At 35.9% G+C, this 25,691-nt stretch carries 23 protein-coding genes and 2 tRNA genes; 20 read left to right on the plus strand and 5 right to left on the minus strand.

Annotated features, from left to right (window positions below; all coding sequences use genetic code 11):
* Positions 1-219: 219 nt before the first annotated feature.
* The 5 genes from comC (at position 220) to QZ359_RS02315 (ending at position 2,640) form a co-directional block, all read left to right on the plus strand.
* Positions 220-351, plus strand: coding sequence for a competence-stimulating peptide ComC (comC, locus tag QZ359_RS02295; protein WP_261030037.1), 132 nt, complete (start codon positions 220-222; stop codon positions 349-351).
* Positions 352-363: 12 nt separating this feature from the next.
* Positions 364-1,689, plus strand: a complete 1,326-nt coding sequence (gene comD, locus QZ359_RS02300) for a competence system sensor histidine kinase ComD (protein WP_293957881.1) — start codon at positions 364-366, stop codon at positions 1,687-1,689.
* Positions 1,686-2,438 carry a competence system response regulator transcription factor ComE gene (gene comE / locus QZ359_RS02305; RefSeq protein ID WP_000866069.1) on the plus strand — a complete coding sequence of 251 codons (753 nt, stop codon included), beginning with the start codon at positions 1,686-1,688 and terminating at the stop codon, positions 2,436-2,438. The genes comD and comE overlap by 4 nt, the downstream gene beginning before the upstream one ends.
* A gap of 51 nt (positions 2,439-2,489) precedes the next feature.
* Positions 2,490-2,561, plus strand: a tRNA-Glu gene (locus tag QZ359_RS02310).
* A gap of 5 nt (positions 2,562-2,566) precedes the next feature.
* Positions 2,567-2,640, plus strand: a tRNA-Asn gene (locus QZ359_RS02315).
* A gap of 40 nt (positions 2,641-2,680) precedes the next feature.
* Here QZ359_RS02315 and QZ359_RS02320 read toward each other — a convergent pair.
* Positions 2,681-3,223 (minus strand): TetR/AcrR family transcriptional regulator, encoded by a 543-nt coding sequence (locus QZ359_RS02320; protein ID WP_293957889.1) that lies wholly within the window; start codon positions 3,221-3,223, stop codon positions 2,681-2,683.
* Positions 3,224-3,350: 127 nt separating this feature from the next.
* Here QZ359_RS02320 and QZ359_RS02325 point away from each other — a divergent pair, with 127 nt between their 5' ends.
* Entirely contained in the window at positions 3,351-5,993 is a 2,643-nt protein-coding gene (locus QZ359_RS02325) for a YhgE/Pip domain-containing protein (RefSeq protein WP_293957892.1), read from the plus strand.
* 26 nt (positions 5,994-6,019) lie between these two features.
* On the opposite strand, the gene QZ359_RS02330 is transcribed toward QZ359_RS02325, so the two are convergent.
* Together QZ359_RS02330 and QZ359_RS02335 are read right to left on the minus strand one after the other, a co-directional pair.
* Positions 6,020-8,563, minus strand: coding sequence for a YfhO family protein (locus QZ359_RS02330; RefSeq protein WP_293957894.1), 2,544 nt, complete (start codon positions 8,561-8,563; stop codon positions 6,020-6,022).
* A 61-nt stretch (positions 8,564-8,624) separates the two neighbouring features.
* Positions 8,625-10,247 (minus strand): ATP-binding cassette domain-containing protein, encoded by a 1,623-nt coding sequence (locus QZ359_RS02335; RefSeq protein ID WP_000958774.1) that lies wholly within the window; start codon positions 10,245-10,247, stop codon positions 8,625-8,627.
* 205 nt (positions 10,248-10,452) lie between these two features.
* Here QZ359_RS02335 and trpS point away from each other — a divergent pair, with 205 nt between their 5' ends.
* A complete protein-coding gene (trpS, locus tag QZ359_RS02340) occupies positions 10,453-11,478 on the plus strand; it encodes a tryptophan--tRNA ligase (RefSeq protein WP_000165448.1) in 1,026 nt (341 codons plus the stop codon).
* Positions 11,479-11,629: 151 nt separating this feature from the next.
* Positions 11,630-13,108: an IMP dehydrogenase gene (guaB, locus tag QZ359_RS02345; protein ID WP_000073420.1), complete on the plus strand. Its 1,479-nt coding sequence runs from the start codon at positions 11,630-11,632 to the stop codon at positions 13,106-13,108.
* A 51-nt stretch (positions 13,109-13,159) separates the two neighbouring features.
* Here the strand turns inward: guaB and recF are convergent, their stop codons facing one another.
* Together recF and yaaA are read right to left on the minus strand one after the other, a co-directional pair.
* Positions 13,160-14,257, minus strand: coding sequence for a DNA replication/repair protein RecF (gene recF, locus QZ359_RS02350; protein WP_069288777.1), 1,098 nt, complete (start codon positions 14,255-14,257; stop codon positions 13,160-13,162).
* A 2-nt stretch (positions 14,258-14,259) separates the two neighbouring features.
* Positions 14,260-14,628, minus strand: coding sequence for a S4 domain-containing protein YaaA (gene yaaA / locus QZ359_RS02355; protein WP_293957910.1), 369 nt, complete (start codon positions 14,626-14,628; stop codon positions 14,260-14,262).
* A gap of 158 nt (positions 14,629-14,786) precedes the next feature.
* On the opposite strand from yaaA, the gene QZ359_RS02360 reads away from it, so the two are divergent.
* The 12 genes from QZ359_RS02360 to tsf all read left to right on the plus strand — a co-directional run.
* Positions 14,787-16,037 carry a pitrilysin family protein gene (locus QZ359_RS02360; RefSeq protein WP_293957912.1) on the plus strand — a complete coding sequence of 417 codons (1,251 nt, stop codon included), beginning with the start codon at positions 14,787-14,789 and terminating at the stop codon, positions 16,035-16,037.
* Positions 16,034-17,317, plus strand: a complete 1,284-nt coding sequence (locus QZ359_RS02365; protein ID WP_293957914.1) for a pitrilysin family protein — start codon at positions 16,034-16,036, stop codon at positions 17,315-17,317. The genes QZ359_RS02360 and QZ359_RS02365 overlap by 4 nt, the downstream gene beginning before the upstream one ends.
* 41 nt (positions 17,318-17,358) lie before the next feature.
* A complete protein-coding gene (rodZ, locus tag QZ359_RS02370; RefSeq protein ID WP_194250610.1) occupies positions 17,359-18,201 on the plus strand; it encodes a cytoskeleton protein RodZ in 843 nt (280 codons plus the stop codon).
* Positions 18,202-18,211: 10 nt separating this feature from the next.
* Positions 18,212-18,757, plus strand: coding sequence for a CDP-diacylglycerol--glycerol-3-phosphate 3-phosphatidyltransferase (gene pgsA, locus QZ359_RS02375; RefSeq protein WP_293957917.1), 546 nt, complete (start codon positions 18,212-18,214; stop codon positions 18,755-18,757).
* Positions 18,754-19,581, plus strand: coding sequence for an energy-coupling factor ABC transporter ATP-binding protein (locus QZ359_RS02380; RefSeq protein ID WP_153226469.1), 828 nt, complete (start codon positions 18,754-18,756; stop codon positions 19,579-19,581). The genes pgsA and QZ359_RS02380 overlap by 4 nt, the downstream gene beginning before the upstream one ends.
* A complete protein-coding gene (locus QZ359_RS02385) occupies positions 19,566-20,405 on the plus strand; it encodes an energy-coupling factor transporter ATPase (protein WP_293957922.1) in 840 nt (279 codons plus the stop codon). The genes QZ359_RS02380 and QZ359_RS02385 overlap by 16 nt, the downstream gene beginning before the upstream one ends.
* Complete coding sequence (locus QZ359_RS02390) at positions 20,398-21,192, plus strand: energy-coupling factor transporter transmembrane protein EcfT (protein WP_293957924.1); 795 nt, start codon at positions 20,398-20,400, stop codon at positions 21,190-21,192. The genes QZ359_RS02385 and QZ359_RS02390 overlap by 8 nt, the downstream gene beginning before the upstream one ends.
* Positions 21,193-21,250: 58 nt before the next feature.
* Positions 21,251-22,069, plus strand: coding sequence for a rod shape-determining protein MreC (mreC, locus tag QZ359_RS02395; protein ID WP_293957926.1), 819 nt, complete (start codon positions 21,251-21,253; stop codon positions 22,067-22,069).
* Positions 22,069-22,563 carry a rod shape-determining protein MreD gene (gene mreD, locus QZ359_RS02400; RefSeq protein ID WP_033678815.1) on the plus strand — a complete coding sequence of 165 codons (495 nt, stop codon included), beginning with the start codon at positions 22,069-22,071 and terminating at the stop codon, positions 22,561-22,563. Before mreC ends, mreD begins: the two co-directional genes overlap by 1 nt.
* Before the next feature lie 93 nt (positions 22,564-22,656).
* On the plus strand, positions 22,657-23,844 hold the full coding sequence (gene pcsB, locus QZ359_RS02405; RefSeq protein WP_293957930.1) for a peptidoglycan hydrolase PcsB: 1,188 nt from the start codon (positions 22,657-22,659) through the stop codon (positions 23,842-23,844).
* A gap of 223 nt (positions 23,845-24,067) precedes the next feature.
* Positions 24,068-24,847, plus strand: a complete 780-nt coding sequence (rpsB, locus tag QZ359_RS02410) for a 30S ribosomal protein S2 (RefSeq protein ID WP_000268459.1) — start codon at positions 24,068-24,070, stop codon at positions 24,845-24,847.
* Positions 24,848-24,925: 78 nt separating this feature from the next.
* A partial coding sequence (gene tsf / locus QZ359_RS02415; protein ID WP_293957938.1) for a translation elongation factor Ts occupies positions 24,926-25,691 on the plus strand: 766 nt, incomplete at its 3' end.

The following is a 25,691-nucleotide window of genomic DNA, read 5'->3' on the forward strand; positions in this document are numbered from 1 at the left end:
ATAGAGCATTCGCCTTCTAAGCGAACGGTCGCAGGTTCGAATCCTGCTGGGATCAATATAGTAGCAAAGCTGGGAATTTTCCCGGCTTTTTTCTTAAAAAAGTACACTTGGGGAGAAAAAAATGACAGTTGAGAGAATTTTATCTAAAATGAAATTTCATTTTGTATAATGGTTTTTGTAAGTTAGCTTACAAGAAAAAAACATTGAGGAGATTTTATTATGAAAAACACAGTTAAATTGGAACAGTTTGTAGCCTTGAAGGAAAAAGACTTGCAAAAGATTCAAGGTGGGGAGATGAGGAAAATGAATGAAAAGTCCTTTAATTTCTTTAATATCTTTAGAAGAAGATAAAGGAGTAGCAGAATGGATTTTTTCTTATTAGTAGATTTGATATTATATTTTTTAATTATTAGTCATAGTTACCGTTTAATTTGTAAAGGTCAAATAAATAGAAAAGAATTCTTCGTTTTTGGTGCTTATACATTACTAACAGACATAGTATTTGATTTTCCCTTCTATCTTCTAAATTTAGATGGGTTAGGGATTGAAACATTTTTATTTCCTTTATTCTTATATTCCTATTTTCGATGGATGAAACAGTATGAGAGGGATAGAGGACTATTTCTAAGTTTACTACTATCTCTTTTATATGAGAGCACTCATAACTTTTTGTCCGTAACTTTCTCCTCTATAACAGGAGACAATTTTGTTTTACAATATTATTACCTATTCTTTTCCGTTGTAACGGTGTTGACTTATGTTGTTATCTTAAAAATCATTCATTATTTCCATTTGGAACTAGCCTATTTTGACAAGGACTACCTTTATCCTTTCTTGAAAAAAGTATTTTTTGCCTTACTACTGCTCCATATTGTATCTTTCGTTTCAAATATGGTAAGTACGATTAAACATTTGAATAGTTTTGGAAGTATTTTATCATCTATTGTCTTTATTTCTCTCCTTTTGACCTTCTTTGCAATGAATTCGCATAAAGAACAAATGGAAAAAGAGATTGCTTTGAAGCAGAAGAAATTTGAACAGAAACATTTACAGAATTACACAGATGAAATTGTCGGATTGTATAATGAAATCCGTGGTTTTAGACATGACTATGCTGGGATGCTTGTCAGCATGCAGATGGCAATTGACAGTGGTAATTTACAGGAAATTGACAGAGTTTACAATGAAGTTTTGGTCAAAGCAAATCACAAACTGCGTTCAGATAAGTATACTTACTTTGACTTGAACAACATAGAAGATTCAGCTTTACGAAGTTTGGTTGCTCAGTCAATTGTCTATGCTCGAAATAATGGTGTAGAGTTTACACTGGAAGTAAAAGATACGATTACCAAGCTTCCAATAGACCTGCTGGATTTAGTTCGTATTATGAGCGTTTTATTGAACAATGCTGTCGAAGGATCAGCTGATAGTTATAAAAAGCAGATGGAAGTAGCAGTTATTAAGATGGAAACTGAAACAGTGATTGTGATTCAGAATTCATGTAAAATGACGATGACTCCTTCTGGAGATCTATTTGCTTTAGGATTCTCTACTAAGGGAAGAAATCGCGGAGTAGGATTAAATAATGTGAAAGAATTATTAGATAAGTACAATAATATTATTTTAGAAACAGAGATGGAAGGCAGTACATTTAGACAAATTATTAGATTTAAGAGGGAATTTGAATGAAAGTTTTAATTTTAGAGGATGTTATTGAACATCAAGTGAGACTAGAAAGAATATTGGATGAAATTTCGAAAGAATCGAATATTCCAATATCATACAAGACAACAGGAAAAGTCCGTGAATTTGAAGAATACATTGAAAACGATGAAGTAAATCAGCTTTATTTCCTAGATATCGATATTCATGGGATTGAAAAAAAGGGATTTGAAGTGGCTCAGCTCATTCGTCATTACAATCCTTACGCTATTATCGTCTTTATCACTAGTCGATCAGAGTTTGCGACTCTAACCTATAAATACCAGGTATCAGCCCTAGATTTTGTTGATAAGGATATCAATGATGAGATGTTTAAGAAGAGAATTGAGCAAAATATTTTCTACACGAAGAGTATGTTACTTGAAAATGAAGATGTTGTAGATTATTTTGATTACAATTACAAGGGAAATGATTTAAAAATTCCTTACCATGATATTTTGTATATTGAAACGACAGGTGTCTCTCATAAATTACGCATTATTGGTAAGAATTTTGCAAAAGAGTTCTATGGAACAATGACAGATATTCAGGAAAAGGACAAACATACCCAACGATTTTATTCTCCTCATAAGTCATTTTTGGTAAATATAGGCAATATTAGAGAAATTGACCGAAAGAATCTAGAAGTTGTTTTCTATGAAGATCATCGCTGTCCTATTTCAAGGTTAAAAATTAGAAAATTGAAAGATATTTTAGAGAAAAAATCTCAAAAGTGATTGACAATTAGTAAGAAATTGATATAATGGTTATATCTGCTACAGATAGAAGGTCCGTTGGTCAAGGGGTTAAGACACCGCCTTTTCACGGCGGTAACACGGGTTCGAATCCCGTACGGACTATTTTATCCGCCATAGCTCAGTTGGTAGTAGCGCATGACTGTTAATCATGATGTCGTAGGTTCGAGTCCTACTGGCGGAGTATAGATAAAAGGGAACACAGTTGTGTTCCTCTTTTTGTATCAATTTGTATCACCAAGCATCTTCATAAGGAAGTCTGTTATTTCTTGAGGACTTTCTTTTTTTCCATGTGCAATCCAAGTTTGACAGACACCAAAAAGTGCATGAGTTAGATAGATGCTACTATATTCTAATTCAGTGGTATTGAGATTCAGTTGCATAAAGCGTTTTTGTAAATCTGTGCTGAGCATGATATGAAGTTTATTTCTTAAGAAATTTTGGATTTCTTTAGTCCCATTTTCATAAAGAAGGGCGGCCAGAAGTGGTTCTGACTCTAGATATTCAAAGACTTCTAAAATAGCGTCTCTTTTGTGATGAGCATGTTTTTGAAAAATATATTCAAATGTATGGAATAGTTTGCTTTGATAGTGCTCAATCATATCATACTTATCCTTATAGTGAGTATAGAAGCTGGAACGACTAATCCCGGCTTTTTCTGCTAGCTTGACAGTAGAAATTTGATCAAATGGCTGTTCCATCAGTAATTGTACCATAGCATTTTCAATAGTTCGCTTTGTTTTTAAGCGTTTATTACTTTCTTGCATATTTCCTCCTTGTAAACAAATTAGACTATATGTCTAAAAATGGATTTTTTATCTTGTAATTTAGATTTTTTAATGTATAATCTATTATATCAAAATTTTAGACAATATGTTTAAAAAAGGAGAAGATATGTTTAAAGAATGGAAAGCAATTTTTAAAAAACCAACCTTTATTATTGTCATGATAGGGATTTCTCTTATTCCAGCTCTGTACAATATCATATTTTTGTCATCAATGTGGGATCCATATGGGCAATTGTCTGACTTACCTGTGGCAGTTGTCAATAATGATAAAGAGGCTTCCTATAATGGTAATATCATGGCAATAGGAAAAGACATGGTGTCCAATTTAAAAGAAAATAAAACCTTGGATTTTCATTTTGTAGATGAAGAGGAAGGAAATAAGGGATTGGAAGATGGCGATTACTATATGGTAGTGACTTTACCAAGTGATTTATCTGAAAAAGCAGCTTCTATTTTAACGAATCATCCAGAGCAAATGCAAATCGATTATCAGACTTCAAGTGGTCATAGTTTTATTGCTAGCAAGATGAGCGATTCTGCGATGACACAATTGAAGCAGAATGTTTCTACCAATGTAACCGAGACCTATACTAAAGCTTTATTTAACAAGATGGTCGAATTAAAAGATGGTATGAGTCAAGCAGCTTCTGGTAGTGAAAAATTAACTGATGGAGCGAATCAGTTAGTTACAGGAAGTCAAACATTAACTACCAACCTGCACTCTTTAGCAGATTCAAGTTTAACATTTTCAAATGGAACGGAGCAGTTTACTAAAGGATTATCCTCTTATGTTTCTGGTGTCGAACAACTTCATCTTGGCTTAGGAAATTTTAATAGTGGTTTAGTTACATATACTGGTGCAGTGAGTCAATTAGATAGCGGGTTAGGTCAATTATCTTCTAAAAGTCCTGAATTAGTAAAGGGAATCAATCAGTTATATACTGGTGTAGAATCCTATACTGGCGGTGTTTCTCAGCTTAATGCTGGTCTTAATCAATTTTCATCTGGTGTTAGTGCTTATACAAACGGAGTGGGAAATCTTGCAACAGGTGCTAATCAGTTATCCAATCAATCAGCTACACTTCGAATGAGGGTGGAGCAATTAAGTGAAGGGATCCAACAACTTTCTAGCAAGTTAGATGCTTCGTCTGGGAAAAAAGATCAAATTAATCAATTATCTTCAGGTCTAAATCAGTTAAATAAAGCTATTCAAAATATTGATGTTGGAGATACAAAACAATTAGATTCTGTTTTATCAAGTATAGCATCTCTTTCTAATCAAATGTTAGCAAGTGCTCAGTCTGAAAAAACAACTACATTAGCCAATATTCAATCGACAGCAGCTTATCAATCATTGACAAGTGAGCAACAAGCTGAGATAAGAGCTTCTGTATCTCAAAATTCAACTGATGGTATTCAATCGGCTCAGTCAATTGTAGCTTTAGTTAAAGGTTTACAGGGAAGTTTAGAAAACTTACAAAATCAATCATCTAATCTTTCGATTTTAAAAAATCAAGCTAATCAAGTATTACCGCTTGCTTCTACTTCTTTGACAGGATTGTCAAGTGGATTAACAGAGATACAAGGAGCTGTTACTAGCAAATTAGTTCCTGCCAGTCAGTCAATTGCATCAGGTGTAAATGCATATACTGCAGGTATTGATAAAGTTTCTCAAGGCGCAAGTCAACTAAGAGAAAAGAATTCCACCTTGACAGGTAGTTTGAACCAATTAGTTTCAGGATCAACTACCTTGACACAAAAATCTTCTAACTTGACAGCAGGAGTTGGTCAATTAGTTGAAAAAACTCCAAAATTAGTGTCTAGTATTGAAAAATTATCAACTGGCTCCAATCAATTGAATCGAAAGAGTCAAGAATTGATAGCAGGAGTTGATAAATTGCAGTCAGGATCTAGCCAACTAGCTGACAAATCCAGTCAGTTAATTTCAGGTGCTTCTCAATTAGAAAGTGGAGCTAATAAATTGGCAGATGGAGCTGGGAAACTAGCAGAAGGTGGAACAAAGTTAACTTCTGGATTGGAAGGTTTACAGACAGGAGTTGTTTCTTTAGGACAAGGACTAAGTAATGCTAGTGATCAACTTAAATCAGCATCAACGGAATCTAAAAATGCAGAGATTTTGTCAAATCCACTCAATCTTTCCAAAACAGACAATGACCAAGTTCCTGTAAATGGAATCGCAATGGCTCCTTATATGATATCAGTTGCTCTCTTTGTTGCAGCAATATCAACGAATATGATCTTTGCGAAGTTGCCTTCAGGACGTCATCCAGAGAGTCGTTGGGCTTGGTTGAAATCTCGAGCTGAAATAAATGGTATTATAGCTGTTTTAGCAGGAATTTTGGTATATGGAGGAGTTCATCTTATTGGTTTAACTGCTAATCATGAAATGAGAACATTTATTCTCATTATCCTAACAAGTTTAGTATTCATGTCCATGGTAACCGCTTTAACAACATGGAATAGCCGTATAGGAGCTTTCTTTTCTCTTATTTTGCTTTTATTACAGTTAGCATCAAGTGCAGGTACCTATCCACTTGCTTTGACAAATAATTTCTTTAGAGCTATTAATCCTTGGTTACCAATGAGTTATTCGGTTTCTGGATTACGACAAACAATTTCTATGACAGGAAATATTCATCATCAAGTCATTTTCCTTGCTGTGATATTAGCCCTATTTACTGGTTTAGGTATGCTAGCCTATCGACCTAAGAAAATGGAAGAAGATTAAAAAAATCGACCAACTGGTCGATTTTTTTATGTCTTAGATGACTTTCGTTTGTGATTATAGATTCCAAATAGTAAAAGAGAAGTAAAGGAACAGATTGCTCCAACAACAAACCCATTGGGAATAAAGGAAAGTGTAATAGTTCCTTTTCCCTTAGAAATGTCAACTTTTATAAAACCAGTTTGAGCTTGTTTAATTTCTATTTTCTTACCATCTTGGTAGGCAGACCAACCTTTGTCATAAGGAATGGTGAAGAAAATAGATGTATCTTGTTGGACATCATATGTAGCAAAAACCTTGTTTTTAGAAGTTGATACTGTTACAGGTTGTTCTTTAATTTTTTGAATTGCCTCAGTTAAAGTTTGGGTATCTAAACGGTAGAAGGTAGGAGATTCAAATGATACTTGTGAATTTTCAGGGAAACTAACATGAATATTGAAAGTTTTTGTATATTTTGTATAGCCTAGATTAAAGAAGGAGAAGACATTATCAGTTGTAAAAGTTTTCTTTTCTCCATTTACAAGGATGTCAACCTTTTTTTGTTTGTCATTAGAAAAGTGAAGATTTGTGAAAGAAAGATAAACTTGGCTGTTTTCTGGCACTTCAATTTGATACTGGATTGCTGCATCCTCATTTGAAGAACTTGTGACACTAATCAAATCATTAGTATTTTCTGTTTTGTCATAAGGGATTGGAGAAAAATAATCAAAATCGACGTTAGCAAGTTGATTTAAAAATGAGGCCTGATTATCCAAGGTATGTTCATTGAACTTGACATCATTGTAAACAGATTGACTAGCAAAGGCAATCGGGAGAGAGAATTGATTTTCATATAGGGTAAGATTATCTTTTTGATAGATATCTTTAAAACCATATTTATCAATAGGACTGTCTGAGATATTGTACTGGATACCAAATAAACTATCAGCTAAAATACTATTATTTGCATAGCGTAGATTGAGATTAGTCCCAGAGGATTTAAAACCAAGTTTATCCAAAGTAGAGCTTGCTGAACGATTTCGAACAGATGAAAATTGAGAGATTCCATTATAGTTGAATTTCATACTGTCATTTCCTGTCTGAGTTTGTAGTTTTTCAGTACGAGTAAATTGATTTCCAATATATGTTGAGAAAGATTCCATAGCTGGGATATCTCGATTATATGAACTTCGAGAAGCAAAACCCCATTCTTTAGCAATTCCGTCTATTTGAGATGAAGCATTTAAACTTATTTCAACCATTATAAATAAAGAAATTAGAATGGCAAATAGATTTACAGAGATAAACTTTTTGATAACTGCAAGGAGTAAAAGCGAATAGACAACCAAAAATTCAAGAGTAAGCAGAATATTCAAATCTGTTAAAAAAGAATAATGTGATTTTAGATAGATGGTAGCTAAAAATCCTGCTACCACAAAAAAAAGCGAAACTAAAAAATTCCAGATTTTAATTTCTTTCAGACGATTTAAGACCTCTGCTGCTGTGTAAATTAACAAGGTAGAGAAAATCCAAGCATAGCGATGTAAAAACATGTTTGGAGTATGCATGCCTTGCCAAAATAAATCAAGAGCTTCAATATAAAAGCTTGCAATTAGAAATGCAAAGAAGATTGCATAGATAAGTTTCACGTGAAACTTAATAGATTTCAGCGTAAAAAATAAAATGGTCAAAATAAAGGGAAGTAGTCCAACAAAAATCATTGGGATGGCTCCATACTTTGTTGTGTCAAAGGAACCAATGAATTGTTTAGCAAAGAGATCAAGATACCAGCTACTTTCAGTTTGAAACTTTGTAATTTCAGTTAATTTTTCCCCATGTGTCTGTAAATCAAATAGAGTAGGCAGAGTCAGAATCAAACTAGCCATACCAGCTAAAACGGAGGTGATTATGAAATCAAGAAAAGATGATTTTCGAGTTTTAAAGTCCCAAGAAATTTGACATAGATACCAGAAAATAAGAAACAATACTGTCATATAGCCAAAATAATAATTTTGAATAAACAAAATTGACAGACTTGTAAAGTACAATAGGAATTTCTTTTCAGTGATAAGTAGCTGTAAACCAGTTATAATTAAAGGAATCAAGATAAAAACATCTATCCAGGTTTTTATCTCTAGTTGACTAACTGTGAAACTCATCAGAGCATAGGAACTAGATAAAGCTAGTTTTAAAGGCTTAGGAATCGATTGAAATAATTTATTTAAACTAAAGTAAGTTGACAGTCCAATCAATCCAAATTTTAAGAGAGTTGTCAGATAGACAGCATCTGGCATATTAGTTAGATCAAAAAAGTAAACTAGTGGTGAAAGGAAACTACCCAAGTAATAACTAGATAGGGCATAGAAATTTAATCCAAGGCCACTTGTAAAGGTGTAAAACAGACTACCATTTCCATGTAGGATATTTCGTAAGGCTACATCAAAAATAACGTATTGATGAAAGCCATCTCCTAATAGAGGAGAGTTGTCGCTATTCCAGTAGATACCTTGAGATAGATATACTCCTATCATAATGATTATGGGAATGATGAAAGAAACAAAATAGGTCCAATATGTTTTAAAAAATAATTTCATGTTACCTCATAAAATGTTATAAAACTCAGCTGGTTAACCCAACTGAGTTTTGAAGTTTTATTTAGTCTTTCCAAAGTTCTTTAACTTTTGCTTGTACTTCTGCATTTTCTAGGAATTCATCATAGGTTTCATCAATACGGTCAATGACGCCATTTTTAGACAAGACAATGATATGGTTAGCTAGAGTTTGAATAAACTCGTGGTCATGGCTGGCAAAGATGATTGATTCTTTAAAGTTTTTCAATCCATCGTTCAAGCTTGAGATAGATTCTAAGTCCAAGTGATTGGTTGGATCATCGAGGACAAGGACATTTGATTTTAATAGCATGAGTTTTGAAAGCATGACACGAACTTTTTCTCCCCCTGACAAGACGTTGACAGGTTTGTTAACCTCATCTCCAGAGAAGAGCATACGGCCAAGGAAACCGCGTAGGAAAGTATTGTCATCTTCTTCTTTACTTGCGAATTGACGCAACCAGTCAAGGATTGACTCTCCTCCTGCAAAATCTGCCGAGTTATCTTTTGGCAAGTAAGAACGGCTAGTAGTTACTCCCCACTTGACAGTTCCTTCATAATCAATGTCTCCCATGATTGCACGAATTAATGCAGTCGTTTGGATGTCATTTTGTCCAATAAGCGCTGTCTTATCACCTGGACGCAAGATAAAGCTGATATTATCTAAAATAGTCTCACCATCAATCTTTACAGTTAGATTTTCTACTGTCAAGAGATCATTACCGATTTCACGCTCTGCTTTAAAGTTGATAAATGGATATTTACGACTAGATGGTACAATTTCTTCAAGTTCAATCTTATCAAGCATTTTCTTACGTGATGTTGCTTGTCTTGATTTAGAAGCATTAGCAGAGAAACGAGCTACGAATTCTTGCAATTGCTTAATTTTTTCTTCTGCTTTAGCATTACGGTCTGCTAGCAATTTAGCAGCGAGCTCAGAAGATTCCTTCCAGAAGTCGTAGTTTCCGACATAGAGTTTGATTTTTCCAAAGTCAAGGTCGGCCATGTGAGTACATACTTTGTTTAAGAAGTGACGGTCGTGGGATACTACGATAACGGTGTTATCAAAGTCAATCAAGAAGTCTTCTAACCAAGTAATAGATTGGATGTCTAAACCGTTGGTAGGCTCGTCCAAGAGAAGAACATCTGGTTTACCAAAAAGTGCTTTGGCGAGGAGAACTTTTACTTTTTCACCGTTGGCCAATTCGCTCATGTTTTGATAGTGCAATTCTTCTGGAATGTTTAGGTTTTGAAGTAGTTGAGAGGCTTCGCTTTCTGCTTCCCAGCCTCCAAGCTCGGCAAACTCTCCTTCGAGTTCGGCAGCACGCACTCCATCCTCATCTGAGAAATCTTCCTTCATGTAGATAGCATCTTTCTCTTTCATGATGCTATAAAGTTTTTCATTTCCCATGATAACGACATCAATGGCACGTTCATCTTCATAGTCAAAGTGATTTTGACGAAGAACGGAGAGACGTTCATCTGGACCAAGAGAGATGTGACCAGTAGTAGGTTCGATATCTCCGGCTAAAATTTTTAAAAAGGTTGATTTTCCGGCACCATTAGCACCGATTAATCCGTAAGTATTTCCTTCTGTAAATTTGATATTGACATCATCAAAAAGTTTGCGATCACTAAAACGTAGTGAAACATCAGATACTGTAAGCAATGTTTTTCTCCTATATGTGTAATATATTTATTCTACTAGAAAATACGGAAATATTCAAATTTTTATCTGTCAATTTTGTGTAAATTACATTTACAGCATACTTTACACAAATCCGTAAATAGCAAGATTGATTTATTTTAATAAATTGCAGTTATTTCATTAAAAAAATGCTATAATTGAAGGGACCATATCGAAGGAGAATAAAATGACTAAACCCATTATTTTAACAGGAGACCGTCCAACAGGAAAATTGCATATTGGACATTATGTTGGAAGTCTCAAAAATCGAGTATTATTACAGGAAGAGGATAAGTATGATATGTTTGTGTTCTTGGCTGACCAACAAGCCTTGACAGATCATGCCAAAGATCCTCAAACCATTGTAGAGTCTATCGGAAATGTGGCTTTGGATTATCTTGCAGTTGGATTGGATCCAAGTAAGTCAACTATCTTTATTCAAAGCCAAATTCCAGAATTAGCTGAGTTGTCTATTTATTATATGAATTTGGTGTCATTAGCACGTTTGGAGCGTAATCCAACTGTCAAGACAGAAATTGCTCAGAAAGGATTTGGAGAAAGCATTCCGACAGGATTCTTGGTCTATCCAATAGCTCAAGCAGCTGACATCACAGCTTTCAAGGCCAATTATGTTCCTGTTGGGACAGATCAGAAACCAATGATTGAGCAAACTCGTGAGATTGTTCGTTCTTTTAACAATGCATATAATTGTGATGTCTTGGTGGAACCGGAAGGTATTTATCCAGAAAATGAGAGAGCAGGGCGTTTACCTGGTTTAGATGGAAATGCTAAAATGTCTAAATCACTCAATAACGGTATTTATTTAGCTGATGATGCGGATACTTTGCGTAAAAAAGTGATGAGTATGTATACAGATTCAGATCATATCCGCGTTGAGGATCCAGGTAAAATTGAAGGAAATATGGTTTTCCATTATCTAGATGTTTTTGGTCGTCCAGAAGATACTCAAGAAATTGCAGACATGAAAGAACATTATCAACGAGGTGGTCTTGGTGATGTGAAGACCAAGCGTTATCTACTTGAAATATTAGAACGTGAACTTGGTCCTATTCGTGAGCGCCGTATTGAATTTGCTAAGGATATGGGAGAAGTTTATAATATGCTTCAAAAAGGTAGTGAAAGAGCGCGTGAAGTTGCAGGTCAAACCCTATCTGAGGTTAAAGGAGCAATGGGACTTCATTACTTTAACTAAGTTTATTTTACAAGAAACTATCATTTCTATCTCGAAGAAAAGATAGTTTTTTATTTACCCCTGTAACATTTGACAAATTTTTATAGAATGGTATGATAGATACAATATAAAAAGAGTCAAGCTCAAAAAGAAAGAAAAGAGGAAACTTCGAATGTCTAATTGGGACACTAAATTTTTGAAAAAAGGTTTTACCTTTGATGATGTATTGCTTATTCCAGCTGAAAGTCATGTGTTGCCTAACGATGCAGATTTAACAACTAAATTGGCAGATAATCTGACTTTAAATATCCCAATTATTACCGCTGCCATGGACACAGTTACAGAGAGTCAAATGGCCATTGCTATTGCTCGTGCAGGCGGTCTCGGAGTTATCCATAAAAACATGTCAATTGCTCAACAAGCAGACGAGGTTCGTAAGGTAAAACGTTCTGAAAATGGAGTTATTATTGATCCGTTCTTTTTGACACCTGAACATACAATTGCTGAAGCAGATGAGCTTATGGGTCGTTACCGCATTAGTGGTGTTCCAGTTGTTGAAACACTTGAAAATCGTAAATTGGTTGGTATTTTGACAAACCGAGATCTTCGTTTTATTTCAGACTATAACCAACCAATCTCAAACCATATGACTAGTGAAAATCTTGTTACTGCTCCTGTGGGTACAGATCTTGCAACAGCTGAGAGTATTCTTCAAGAACACCGTATTGAAAAACTTCCGTTGGTAGATGAAGAAGGCCGTCTTTCTGGTTTGATTACTATCAAAGATATTGAAAAAGTTATTGAGTTCCCAAATGCTGCTAAAGATGAGTTTGGTCGTCTTCTAGTTGCAGGTGCAGTAGGTGTTACTTCAGATACTTTTGAACGTGCAGAAGCTCTTTTTGAGGCAGGAGCGGATGCGATTGTTATTGATACTGCGCATGGTCATTCTGCAGGTGTCTTGCGTAAAATTGCTGAGATTCGTTCTCATTTCCCAGATCGTACTTTGATTGCTGGAAATATTGCTACTGCTGAAGGTGCACGTGCCCTTTATGAAGCAGGTGTAGACGTTGTCAAGGTTGGTATTGGGCCAGGTTCAATCTGTACAACTCGTGTGATTGCTGGTGTCGGTGTTCCGCAAGTAACAGCTATCTATGATGCTGCAGCTGTTGCGCGTGAATATGGTAAAACGATCATTGCTGACGGTGGAATCAAGTATTCTGGAGATATTGTAAAAGCCCTTGCTGCAGGTGGAAATGCAGTTATGCTTGGATCAATGTTTGCTGGAACTGATGAAGCTCCAGGCGAAACTGAAATCTTCCAAGGACGTAAGTTTAAGACTTACCGTGGTATGGGATCAATTGCTGCTATGAAGAAAGGTTCAAGCGATCGTTACTTCCAAGGTTCTGTCAATGAAGCAAACAAACTCGTTCCAGAAGGAATTGAAGGTCGTGTTGCTTATAAAGGTGCTGCAGCTGATATTGTCTTCCAAATGATTGGTGGTATTCGTTCTGGTATGGGTTACTGTGGTGCAGCTAACCTTAAAGAACTACACGATAATGCTCAATTTATTGAAATGTCTGGTGCTGGTTTGAAAGAGAGCCATCCTCATGATGTACAAATTACTAATGAGGCACCAAATTATTCTATGTAAAAAAACAATGAAAAGAACTCCAGTAAAAACAGGAGTTCTTTTACAATGTTGTCAATTTTCATTTACAGTAACTTTACCATCCTGAATAGTGAAGATACTTAGATTTTCTGGCAGATTTTGAAGATGATCTAAGCTTGTTGTTGTGATAAAGGTTTGGATTGAATGAGAAATCGTTTCTAATAATTTTAACTGTCTAGTGTTGTCAAGTTCACTCATGACATCGTCAAGCAGTAATATTGGAGATTCTGTAGTAATACTTTCCATTAACTCGATTTCTGCTAATTTTATAGAAAGGACGAGACTACGATGTTGGCCTTGACTTCCGAAACTAGCATCCATCCCATTTATATAAAAAGAAATGTCATCTCGATGAGGACCGACACCAGTATTCTTTTTAAATAAATCTCTGGCTCTACTTTTTTCTAAAGCAATTTTGAAAGATTCGGATAAGTCTTCTTTGTCAGTTATATTGACAGAAGATTGATAGGATATTGACAACTCTTCAATCTGATTAGAGAGTTCAAAATGTTTCTTACGACCAAAATATTCTAGTTTTTTTATGAAATCTAAGCGTTGATTCATTACACGACATCCATAATCAATTAGCTGATCATCTAAGACTGAAAGGAAGGTTTCATCTATTTTTTGAGCTGATTTTAGATAAGTGTTTCTTTGTTTTAGGATGTGGTTATAATTGGTTAAGTCTGATAGATAGATGGGCTTAATTTGTCCAAGCTCCATATCAATGAATTTTCGTCGAACTGAAGGTGCTCCTTTAATTAGTTGTAAATCTTCAGGAGCAAATAAGACAACATTCATGTGTCCGACATAATCTGAAAGTCGTGCCTGTTTTAAGTGATTAACTTTTGTTACACGGCCTTTTTGTGTTAGTTCAATTTCGAGAGGAATGGATCCCGTTTTTTTCTGAACAAGACCTGAAAGATGAAGTTGTTTCTCATCAAAATGAATGAGATTTTTATCTGTTCTAGTTCGATGACTACGTGTTAAGGCTAAAAAATAGATAGCCTCTAACATATTTGTTTTACCTTGTGCATTACGTCCTAAAAAGACATTTAATTTAGGATTAAAGTCTATTTTCGTCTCTTTGTAATTACGAAAAGTCTTGAGAGATAGGTTTTGTAGCCACATGATTATCTACCAGGGAATCGTGGAGCTTGTTTGCTTTTAGGTGATGAAGTAGGTTTCGATTTGTCTTTTTTAACTCCCTTATTCATCTCTTTGACAAGTTTAGCAATCCGTTCTTTTTCAACCTTATCAGCTTGGTATTCATCTTGTTCTTCAGAAGTGGGTTGTGTCAACAAGATGTCAATGTCCATGTCAGGGATGTCAACTTTATCACCAATACGAAGTTTTTTACCACGACGATTCTCTAATTCCCCATTAAAGTAAACAGAATGTTCAGAGAGAAATGATTTGATAGCTCCTCCGCTATGTGTAATTCCAAGTTCTTTGAGTAGTGCTTGGAGGGTAATAAATTCTTCAAATAATTTGTATTCCATAATTCACCTCAATCTTTGGTATTATACCATATTTTCCTAAAAATAGTGAGAGAAACAAGGAGTAATGTAAGCGATTTTTATTTCAAAAGTGTTACAGAGAACAAGAAAATTTCAGGTTTTCGTGATATAATAGAAGTCTGTATATAAGGAGGTAAATCATGGAGTTAGTGCATGGAATTTCAACACATTTTATCCAATCAAAGAAGTTTAAAACGAACAAAATCACCGTGCGTTTTACCGCTCCATTATCTCTTGATACGATTGCAGGTCGCATGTTGAGTGCGAGTATGCTAGAGACTGCTAATCAGATATACCCCACTTCTCAAGATTTGAGAAGACATTTGGCCAGTCTATACGGTACAGATATGTCAACCAATTGTTTCAGAAGAGGGCAAAGTCACATTGTAGAATTGACATTTACCTACGTTCGTGATGAGTTTTTGAGTAGGAAAAATGTGCTAACTTCTCAGGTTTTGGAACTAGTAAAAGAAACTCTTTTTTCCCCCGTAGTAGTTGATAATGGGTTTGATCCGGCCTTATTTGAAATTGAGAAAAAACAATTGCTAGCAAGTTTAGCAGCTGATATGGATGATTCTTTTTACTTTGCACATAAAGAATTGGATAAATTATTTTTTCATGATGAACGTCTTCAATTGGAATATAGTGATTTACGAAATCGTATTTTAGTTGAAACTCCACAAAGTTCTTATTCTTGTTTCCAAGAATTTTTGGCTAGTGATCGAATAGATTTCTTTTTCCTAGGTGATTTTAATGAGGTTGAAATTCAAAATGTATTAGAATCATTTGGCTTTAAAGGTCGAAAAGGAGATGTGAAGGTTCAGTATTGTCAACCTTATTCAAATGTCCTTCAGGAAGGTATGGTTCGGAAAAATGTGGGACAATCCATTTTGGAATTAGGTTATCATTGCCCTTCTGAATATGGTGATGAGCAACATTTACCCATGATTGTAATGAATGGTTTACTTGGTGGATTTGCTCACTCTAAACTATTTACAAATGTCCGTGAAAATGCTGGATTGGCTTATACTATTTCAAGTCAGCTCGATTTGTTTAGTGGATTCTTGAGGATGTATGCTGGTATCAATCGAGAAAATCGTAACCAGGCTCGTAAAATGATGAATAATCAACTGATTGATTTAAAAAAAGGATATTTTACAGAGCTTGAGCTAGAGCAGACCAAGGAAATGATTCGTCGGTCTTTGTTACTTTCTCAAGATAATCAAGATTCATTGATTGAACGTGCTTATCAAAATGCCTTACTTGGAAAATCTTCAGCAGACTTTAAAGGTTGGATTGCAAAACTCGAGCAAGTTGACAAAGATGCTATTTGTAGAGCAGCTAATAATGTGAAACTACAGACGATTTACTTTATGGAAGGAATAGAATGACAAAGGTTGTTTTTGAAGAAAAATACTATCCAGCTGTAAAAGAAATGGTTTATCGAACTCGTTTGTCAAATGGATTGACAGTTGCTCTTTTGCCTAAAAAGGAATTTAAAGAGGTTTACGGGAGTGTAACTGTACAGTTTGGTTCGGTAGATACGCTTGTCACAGAAGTTGACGGAGATGTAAAAGAATATCCTGGAGGAATTGCTCATTTTCTTGAACATAAATTATTTGAGAGAGAAGATGCTAGCGATTTGATGTCTGCTTTTACGAGTCTAGGTGCAGATAGTAATGCCTTTACAAGCTTTACAAAAACAAGTTATCTTTTTTCAGCAACGGATCATTTTTTAGAAAATTTAGAGTTACTTGATGAATTGGTAACATCAGCACATTTTTCTGAAGATTCCATTTTAAGAGAGCAGGATATTATTCAGCAAGAACGAGAAATGTATCAAGATGATCCAGATTCGTGTTTATTCTTTTCAACCTTAGCGAATTTGTATCCTGGTACACCTTTAGCAACGGATATAGTTGGAAGCGAGGAGTCTATTTCCCAAATCAATCTAACTAAATTGCAAGAAAATTTTACAAAGTTTTACAAACCTGTAAACATGTATCTGTTTTTAGTTGGTGATTTTGATGTGGAGCAAGTACAGGACTATTTTGAAAGAAAAGAATTGAAAGATTTAGATGTTCAGGAAGTAGTAAGAGAAAAATTTGTTTTACAGTCTGTAAAGCAAACAGACAGTATGAGAATGGAAGTATCTTCTCCCAAACTAGCGATTGGGATTAGAGGTAATCGAGAAGTTGCTGAGGTGTATTGCTATCGACATCATATTTTATTAAAATTATTGTTTGCAATGATGTTTGGTTGGACTTCGGATCGTTTTCAAAAGTTATATGAGTCAGGTAAAATAGATGCTTCCTTATCTCTTGAAATTGAAGTAACAAGTCGTTTTCATTTTGTTATGTTGACAATGGATACGAAAGAGCCAGTTGCTTTATCTCATCAATTTAGGAAGGCCATTCGTAATTTTACAAAGGATTTAGATATTACAGAGGATCATTTAGATATTATCAAAAGAGAGATGTTTGGAGAATTTTTCAGTAGCATGAACTCTCTTGAATTTATTGCAACGCAATATGATGCTTTTGAATATGGTGAGACAATTTTTGATTTACCAAAGATTTTACAGGAAATTACTTTAGAGGATGTCCTTGAAGCAGGGCATCACTTAATAGATGATGGTGACATAGTTGATTTTACAATATTCCCATCGTAGTAACCTATCATAATAGACACTAGAAAGAAGGGATGACAAGTATGAGGAAAAAAACAATTGGTGAGGTTTTACGATTAGCTAGAATCAATCAGGGATTGAGTTTAGATGAATTGCAGAAAAAGACAGAAATCCAGTTAGATATGTTGGAAGCAATGGAAGCAGACGATTTCGATCAACTTCCAAGTCCTTTTTACACGCGTTCTTTCTTGAAAAAATATGCATGGGCTGTTGAGTTAGATGATCAAATTGTTTTGGATGCTTATGATTCTGGGAGTATGATTACTTATGAGGAAGTAGATGTTGATGAAGATGAGTTGACAGGTCGTAGACGTTCAAGTAAGAAAAAGAAGAAAAAAACATCCTTTTTACCTTTATTTTATTTTATCCTTTTTGCTTTATCGATTTTAATTTTTGTGACCTATTATGTTTGGAACTATATTCAAACTCAACCAGAGGGAGCTTCTCTTTCTAATTACAGTGTGGTTCAATCAACAAGTTCAATAAGTTCAACTAGCTCTGTTACTCACTCCTCAAGTAGTAGTTCATCTAGCAGTTCTTCTAGTATAGAATCAGCTATAAGTGTATCAGGCGAAGGAAATCATGTAGAAATCGCTTATAAGACAAGTAAGGAAACAGTTAAATTGCAATTGGCAGTTTCAGATGTTACAAGTTGGGTCAGCGTTTCAGAAAGCGAACTTGAGGGCGGTGTAACCTTATCGCCAGAGAAGAAAAGTGCAGAAGCAACAGTTGCAACTAAAAGTCCTGTAACAATTACGTTAGGTGTTGTAAAAGGTGTTGCTTTGACAGTAGATAATCAGACTGTTGATTTATCGAAATTAACAGCTCAGACTGGACAAATCACTGTAACCTTTACTAAAAATTAAGGAAAAACGAATGAAAAAAGAACAAATTCCCAATCTCTTAACAATAGGTCGAATTCTCTTTATACCTATTTTTATCTTTATTTTAACGATAGGAAATTCGATAGAGAGTCATATAGTGGCAGCTATTATCTTTGCTGTTGCCAGTATTACCGACTATTTAGATGGATATTTAGCTCGTAAATGGAATGTGGTCAGTAATTTTGGTAAATTTGCAGATCCTATGGCGGATAAGTTACTAGTTATGTCGGCTTTTATTATGTTGATTGAGTTAGGTATGGCTCCGGCTTGGATTGTTGCAGTTATTATCTGTCGAGAGTTGGCTGTGACAGGTTTAAGGCTTTTATTGGTTGAAACTGGTGGAACGGTTTTAGCAGCGGCAATGCCTGGAAAAATTAAAACTTTCAGTCAGATGTTTGCCATTATTTTCTTGCTATTACATTGGACTTTGCTTGGTCAAGTTCTACTTTATGTAGCCTTATTTTTCACTATCTACTCTGGCTATGATTATTTCAAGGGTAGTGCCTATATATTTAAAGGGACATTTGGTTCGAAATGAAATCAATAATTGATGTAAAAAATCTTTCTTTTCGTTATAAGGAAAGTCAGGAGTACTATGATGTGAAAGATATTACGTTTCACGTGAAACGTGGGGAATGGCTTTCGATTGTAGGGCACAATGGTAGTGGTAAATCAACGACGGTTCGATTAATTGATGGCTTACTTGAAGCAGAATCCGGAGAGATTGCAATTGATGGCCAACGGTTGACTGAGGGAAATGTTTGGAGCATACGTCGTCAAATCGGTATGGTTTTTCAAAATCCAGATAATCAATTTGTTGGAGCGACTGTTGAAGATGATGTTGCCTTTGGTTTGGAAAATCAGGGCCTTTCTCGTCAAGAAATGAAAAAGAGAGTGGAAGAAGCTCTGGTTTTAGTTGGCATGTTGGAATTTAAAAAGAGAGAGCCAGCGCGTTTATCGGGTGGCCAAAAGCAACGTGTAGCTATTGCAGGTGTTGTAGCCCTAAGACCAGCTATTCTAATTCTAGATGAAGCAACGAGTATGTTGGATCCTGAGGGTCGTAGAGAACTGATTGAGACAGTAAAAGGAATTCGGAAAGACTATGATATGACGGTCATTTCCATTACACATGATTTGGAAGAAGTTGCCATGAGTGACCGTGTGTTGGTCATGAAAAAAGGGGAAATTGAATCAACTAGTAGTCCAAGAAATCTTTTCTCTCGAAATGATTTAGATCAAATTGGATTAGACGATCCTTTTGCCAATCAATTAAAACATTCTTTGAGCCAGAATGGCTATGATTTGCCTGAAAATTATTTGACAGAAAGTGAGCTAGAGGATAAGCTATGGGAATTGCTCTAGAAAATGTGAGTTTTACATATCAAGAAGGGACTCCTTTAGCTTCAACAGCTTTGTCGGATGTTTCTTTGACGATTGAAGATGGTTCTTATACGGCCTTAATTGGGCATACAGGTAGCGGGAAATCAACTATTTTGCAACTCTTAAATGGTTTATTGGTGCCAAGTCAAGGAAGTGTACGAGTTTTTGATACCTTAATCACCTCGAATTCTAAAAATAAAGATATTCGTCAAATTAGAAAACAGGTTGGCTTGGTATTTCAGTTTGCTGAAAATCAGATTTTTGAAGAAACAGTATTGAAAGACGTTGCTTTTGGACCGCAAAATTTTGGAGTTTCTGAAGAAGATGCGGAGCAGATTGCGCGTGAGAAACTGGCTCTGGTTGGAATTGATGAATCACTTTTTAATCGTAGCCCGTTTGAGCTATCGGGTGGACAAATGAGACGTGTCGCCATTGCAGGCATACTTGCCATGGAGCCAGCTATATTAGTTTTAGATGAGCCCACAGCAGGCCTAGATCCCCTGGGAAGAAAAGAGATGATGAATTTGTTCAAAAAACTCCACCAGTTAGGGATGACCATCGTCTTGGTAACGCACTTGATGGATGATGTTGCTGAATATGCGAATCAAGTCTATGTAATGGAAAAGGGACGTTTAGTTAAGTTTGGTAAACCTAGTGATGTCTTTCAAGATGTTGTCTTTATGGAAGAAGTGCAGTTGGGAGTACCTAAGATTACAGCCTTTTGTAAACGATTGGCTGATAGAGGCGTGTCATTTAAACGATTACCGATTAAGATAGAGGAGTTCAAGGAGTCGCTAAATGGATAGTATGATTTTGGGGCGTTATATCCCAGGGGATTCGATTGTTCACCGGTTGGATCCACGTAGCAAATTGCTTGCTATGATGCTACTGATTTTAATCGTTTTTTGGGCTAATAATCCTTTGACGAATCTAATTCTTTTTATAGCGACAGGGATATTTATTGCCTTGTCAGGAGTATCTCTTTCATTTTTTATTCAGGGCTTGAAATCTATGTTTTTCTTGATTGCCTTCACAACTATTTTTCAACTATTTTTCATTTCTAATGGGAATGTTTTATTTGAGTTTTCGTTTGTGAGAATCACGGATTATGCTTTGCAACAAGCTGGAATTATTTTTTGTCGCTTTGTATTGATTATTTTCTTTTCAACTTTGTTAACCTTAACGACCATGCCCTTAAGTTTAGCCTCAGCTGTCGAAGCTTTGTTAGCGCCTTTAAAGCGTGTGAAAGTTCCAGTTCATGAAATTGGATTGATGCTGTCCATGAGTTTGCGTTTTGTTCCGACATTAATGGATGATACGACGCGAATTATGAATGCACAGAAAGCGCGTGGAGTGGATTTTGGTGAAGGAAGCATTGTTCAAAAGGTGAGGGCTATGATTCCTATTTTGATTCCTCTTTTTGCGACAAGTTTAAAACGTGCGGATTCCTTGGCTATCGCCATGGAAGCGCGTGGTTATCAGGGTGGAAAAGGTAGAAGTCAATACAGAAAATTGAAATGGACCCGAAAGGATACGCTGACCATTCTTGTTATTATCATACTTGGTTGTTGCTTATTTTTCTTAAAATCTTAGTAGCTTTCAGGAATTGATAAAAAATTACTGTAACAGTTTTTGATATAAAGGTAGGGATATGAACCGTTTTAAAAAATCAAAATATGTCATTATTGTTTTTGTCACTGTTATGCTTGTGTCAGCTCTCTTAGCGACGACTTATTCAAGTACAATTGTGACAAGATTAGGAGATGGAATCTCATTGGTTGATAGGGTTGTTCAAAAACCTTTTCAGTGGTTTGATTCTGTCAAATCAGATTTGGCTCATTTGACACGCACTTATAATGAAAATGAAAGTTTGAAGAAACAGATTTACCAATTAGAAGTTAAATCAAATGAGGCGGAAAGTTTAAAGACGGAAAATGAACAACTGCGCCAATTGCTTGATATGAAGTCCAAATTGCAAGCTACAAAGACTTTGGCAGCAGATGTTATTATGCGTTCTCCGGTATCTTGGAAGCAGGAGTTGACCTTAGATGCAGGCAAATCAAAAGGGGCTTCTGAGAATATGTTAGCAATTGCAAATGGTGGCTTGATTGGGAGTGTCTCAAAAGTAGAGGAGAACTCTACCATGGTCAATCTTCTGACAAATACGGAAAATGCTGATAAGATTTCTGTTAAAATTCAACATGGTTCTACTACAATTTATGGAATTATTGTTGGCTACGACAAGGAAAATGAAGTTCTTAAAATTAGCCAATTAAATAGCAATAGCGATATTAGTACAGGCGATAAGGTGACAACGGGTGGATTAGGAAACTTTAACGTTGCGAATATTCCTGTTGGTGAAGTGGTTGCCACAACGCATAGTACAGACTATTTGACACGAGAAGTAACTGTTAAATTGAGTGCAGATACTCATAATGTGGATGTGATAGAATTAGTGGGGAATTCATGATGAGACAGTTGAAGCGGGTTGGAGTGTTTTTATTGCTTCCTTTCTTTGTTCTAATTGACGCCCATATTAGCCAGCTTCTGGGCTCATTTTTCCCCCATGTACATTTGGCTAGTCATTTTCTATTTTTATTTCTCTTATTTGAGACGATAGAAGTATCAGAGTATCTCTACCTAGTCTATTGTTTTGTGATAGGCTTGGTTTACGATGTTTACTTTTTCCATCTAATAGGGATTGCAACTCTCTTATTTATCTTATTGGGAGCCTTTCTTCATAAATTGAATAGTGTTATTTTATTGAATCGTTGGACAAGAATCTTGGCTATGATTGTTATGAGTTTTCTATTTGATATGGGAGCTTATCTCTTTGCATTAGCGGTAGGTTTAACTCTAGATAGTCTGCCGATTTTTATCGTTTATAGCCTAGTACCATCCATGATTTTAAATCTTGTGTGGATGCTTATTTTTCAGTTTATTTTTGAAAGATATTATCTATAAGAAAGAAACAAAAATGTAACAAAGGCGTAATATTCATTAGGCCTTTTTTTGGTATACTAGTATTGTCTTTAAAAGAAGGAGTATCTACGTAATATGAAGAAAAAAATCTTAGCGTCACTTTTATTAAGTACAGTAATGGTTTCTCAAGTAGCTGTTTTAACAACTGCGCATGCAGAAACTACTGATGACAAAATTGCTGCTCAAGATAATAAAATTAGTAACTTAACAGCACAACAACAAGAAGCCCAAAAACAAGTTGACCAAATTCAGGAGCAAGTATCAGCTATTCAAGCTGAGCAATCTAACTTGCAAGCTGAAAATGATAGATTACAAGCAGAATCTAAAAAACTTGAGAATGAGATTACAGAACTTTCTAAAAACATTGTATCTCGCAATGATTCTTTGGAAAAACAAGCCCGTAGTGCTCAAACAAATGGAGCTGCAACCAGCTACATCAATACGATTGTAAACTCAAAATCAATTACAGAAGCTATTTCACGTGTAGCAGCAATGAATGAAATCGTATCTGCTAACAACAAAATGTTGGAACAACAAAAAGCAGATAAAAAAGCAATTTCTGAGAAGCAAGTGGCAAACAATGACGCAATTAATACAGTAATTGCAAATCAACAGAAATTGTCTGATGATGCGCAAGCTTTAACAACGAAACAAGCTGAGTTGAAGGCTGCAGAATTAAATCTTGCTGCTGAAAAAGCTACAGCAGAAGATGAAAAAGCAAGTTTGCTAGAGAAAAAAGCAGAAGCAGAAGTAGCAGCAAAAGCAGCAGCAGAGGCAGAAGCAACTTACAAGGCAAAACAAGTAAGTCAACAACAAACAGTTGTTGCTTCTGGAAATACGACTTTTGCAGCACAGGTTCAAGCTGTAGCTTCTTCGGAATCAGCAACATATACTCCTGTGGCAGTCAAACAACGCCCAACATACAGTACAAATGCTTCAAGCTATCCAATTGGAGAATGTACATGGGGAGTTAAAACATTAGCACCTTGGGCTGGAGACTATTGGGGTAATGGAGCGCAGTGGGCTACAAGTGCAGCTGCTGCAGGATTCCGTACAGGTTCAACACCTCAAGTTGGTGCGATTGCATGTTGGAATGATGGTGGTTATGGACACGTAGCGGTAGTCACTGCTGTGGAATCAACAACACGTATCCAAGTTTCAGAATCAAATTATGCTGGTAATCGCACGCTTGGAAATCATCGTGGGTGGTTCAATCCGACAACTACGTCTTCAGGTTTTGTAACATATATTTATGCAGATTAATTTACAGAGGGACTCGAATAGAGCCCTCTTTTCAGGTTTTACTGTGATAATCCCTATTAAAAATTATATCAAAATAGCTTGAAAATATTGGAAAAGTATGGTAAAATGAAAATTGTCGTGTGAACGATAATACTCATTCTTGATGAATTGTGAGACAGTTGCCCTTGGGTCGTTTTGCGAGTTGAAGTCGAGAAGAGGAAAAAAACAAAAAGGAGAAATACTCATGGCAGTAATTTCAATGAAACAACTTCTTGAGGCTGGTGTACACTTTGGTCACCAAACTCGTCGCTGGAACCCTAAGATGGCTAAATACATCTTTACAGAGCGTAACGGAATCCACGTTATCGACTTGCAACAAACTGTAAAATACGCTGACCAAGCATACGACTTCATGCGTGATGCAGCAGCTAACGATGCAGTTGTATTGTTCGTTGGTACTAAGAAACAAGCAGCTGATGCAGTTGCTGAAGAAGCAGTACGTTCAGGTCAATACTTCATCAACCACCGTTGGTTGGGTGGAACTCTTACAAACTGGGGAACAATCCAAAAACGTATCGCTCGTTTGAAAGAAATCAAACGTATGGAAGAAGATGGAACTTTCGAAGTTCTTCCTAAGAAAGAAGTTGCACTTCTTAATAAACAACGTGCACGTCTTGAAAAATTCTTGGGTGGTATCGAAGATATGCCTCGTATCCCAGATGTTATGTACGTAGTTGACCCACATAAAGAGCAAATCGCTGTTAAAGAAGCTAAAAAATTGGGAATTCCAGTTGTAGCGATGGTTGACACAAACACTGATCCAGATGATATCGATGTAATCATCCCAGCTAACGATGATGCTATCCGCGCTGTTAAATTGATCACAGCTAAATTGGCTGACGCTATCATCGAAGGACGTCAAGGTGAAGATGCAGCAGCAGTTGAAGCAGAATTTGCAGCTTCAGAAGCTCAAGCAGATTCAATCGAAGAAATCGTTGAAGTTGTAGAAGGCGACAACGCTTAATTCATATAAATAGTAATTACCTAGGAGGGCGGGGCCTAGCCCAGCTCTCCTATTTTTAAAAAATATAGGAGAATCAAAATGGCAGAAATTACAGCTAAACTTGTAAAAGAGTTGCGTGAAAAATCTGGTGCCGGAGTTATGGACGCTAAAAAAGCGCTTGTAGAAACAGACGGTGACATCGAAAAAGCGATTGAATTGCTTCGTGAAAAAGGTATGGCTAAGGCAGCTAAGAAGGCTGACCGTGTTGCTGCAGAAGGTTTGACTGGTGTTTACGTTAACGGTAATGTTGCAGCAGTTATTGAAGTAAACGCTGAAACTGACTTCGTTGCGAAAAACGCTCAATTCGTTGAATTGGTAAATACCACAGCTAAAGTTATTGCTGAAGGAAAACCTGCTAACAATGAAGAAGCTCTTGCTTTGACAATGCCTTCAGGTGAAACCCTTGAAGCTGCATACGTATCTGCAACAGCAACTATCGGAGAAAAAATCTCATTCCGTCGCTTTGCATTGATTGAAAAAACAGACGCACAACACTTTGGTGCTTACCAACATAACGGTGGACGTATCGGTGTTATTTCAGTTGTTGAAGGTGGAGACGAAGCACTTGCTAAACAATTGTCAATGCACATCGCAGCGATGAAACCAACAGTTCTTTCTTACAAAGAATTGGATGAACAATTCGTTAAAGATGAGTTGGCACAATTGAACCACGTTATCGACCAAGATAACGAAAGCCGTGCAATGGTTAACAAACCAGCTCTACCACACTTGAAGTATGGATCAAAATCTCAATTGACTGATGAAGTGATTGCTCAAGCTGAAGCTGATATCAAAGCTGAGTTGG

Origin of the sequence: Streptococcus sp. (genome assembly GCF_019414905.1) — a bacterium.
Taxonomy (GTDB): domain Bacteria; phylum Bacillota; class Bacilli; order Lactobacillales; family Streptococcaceae; genus Streptococcus.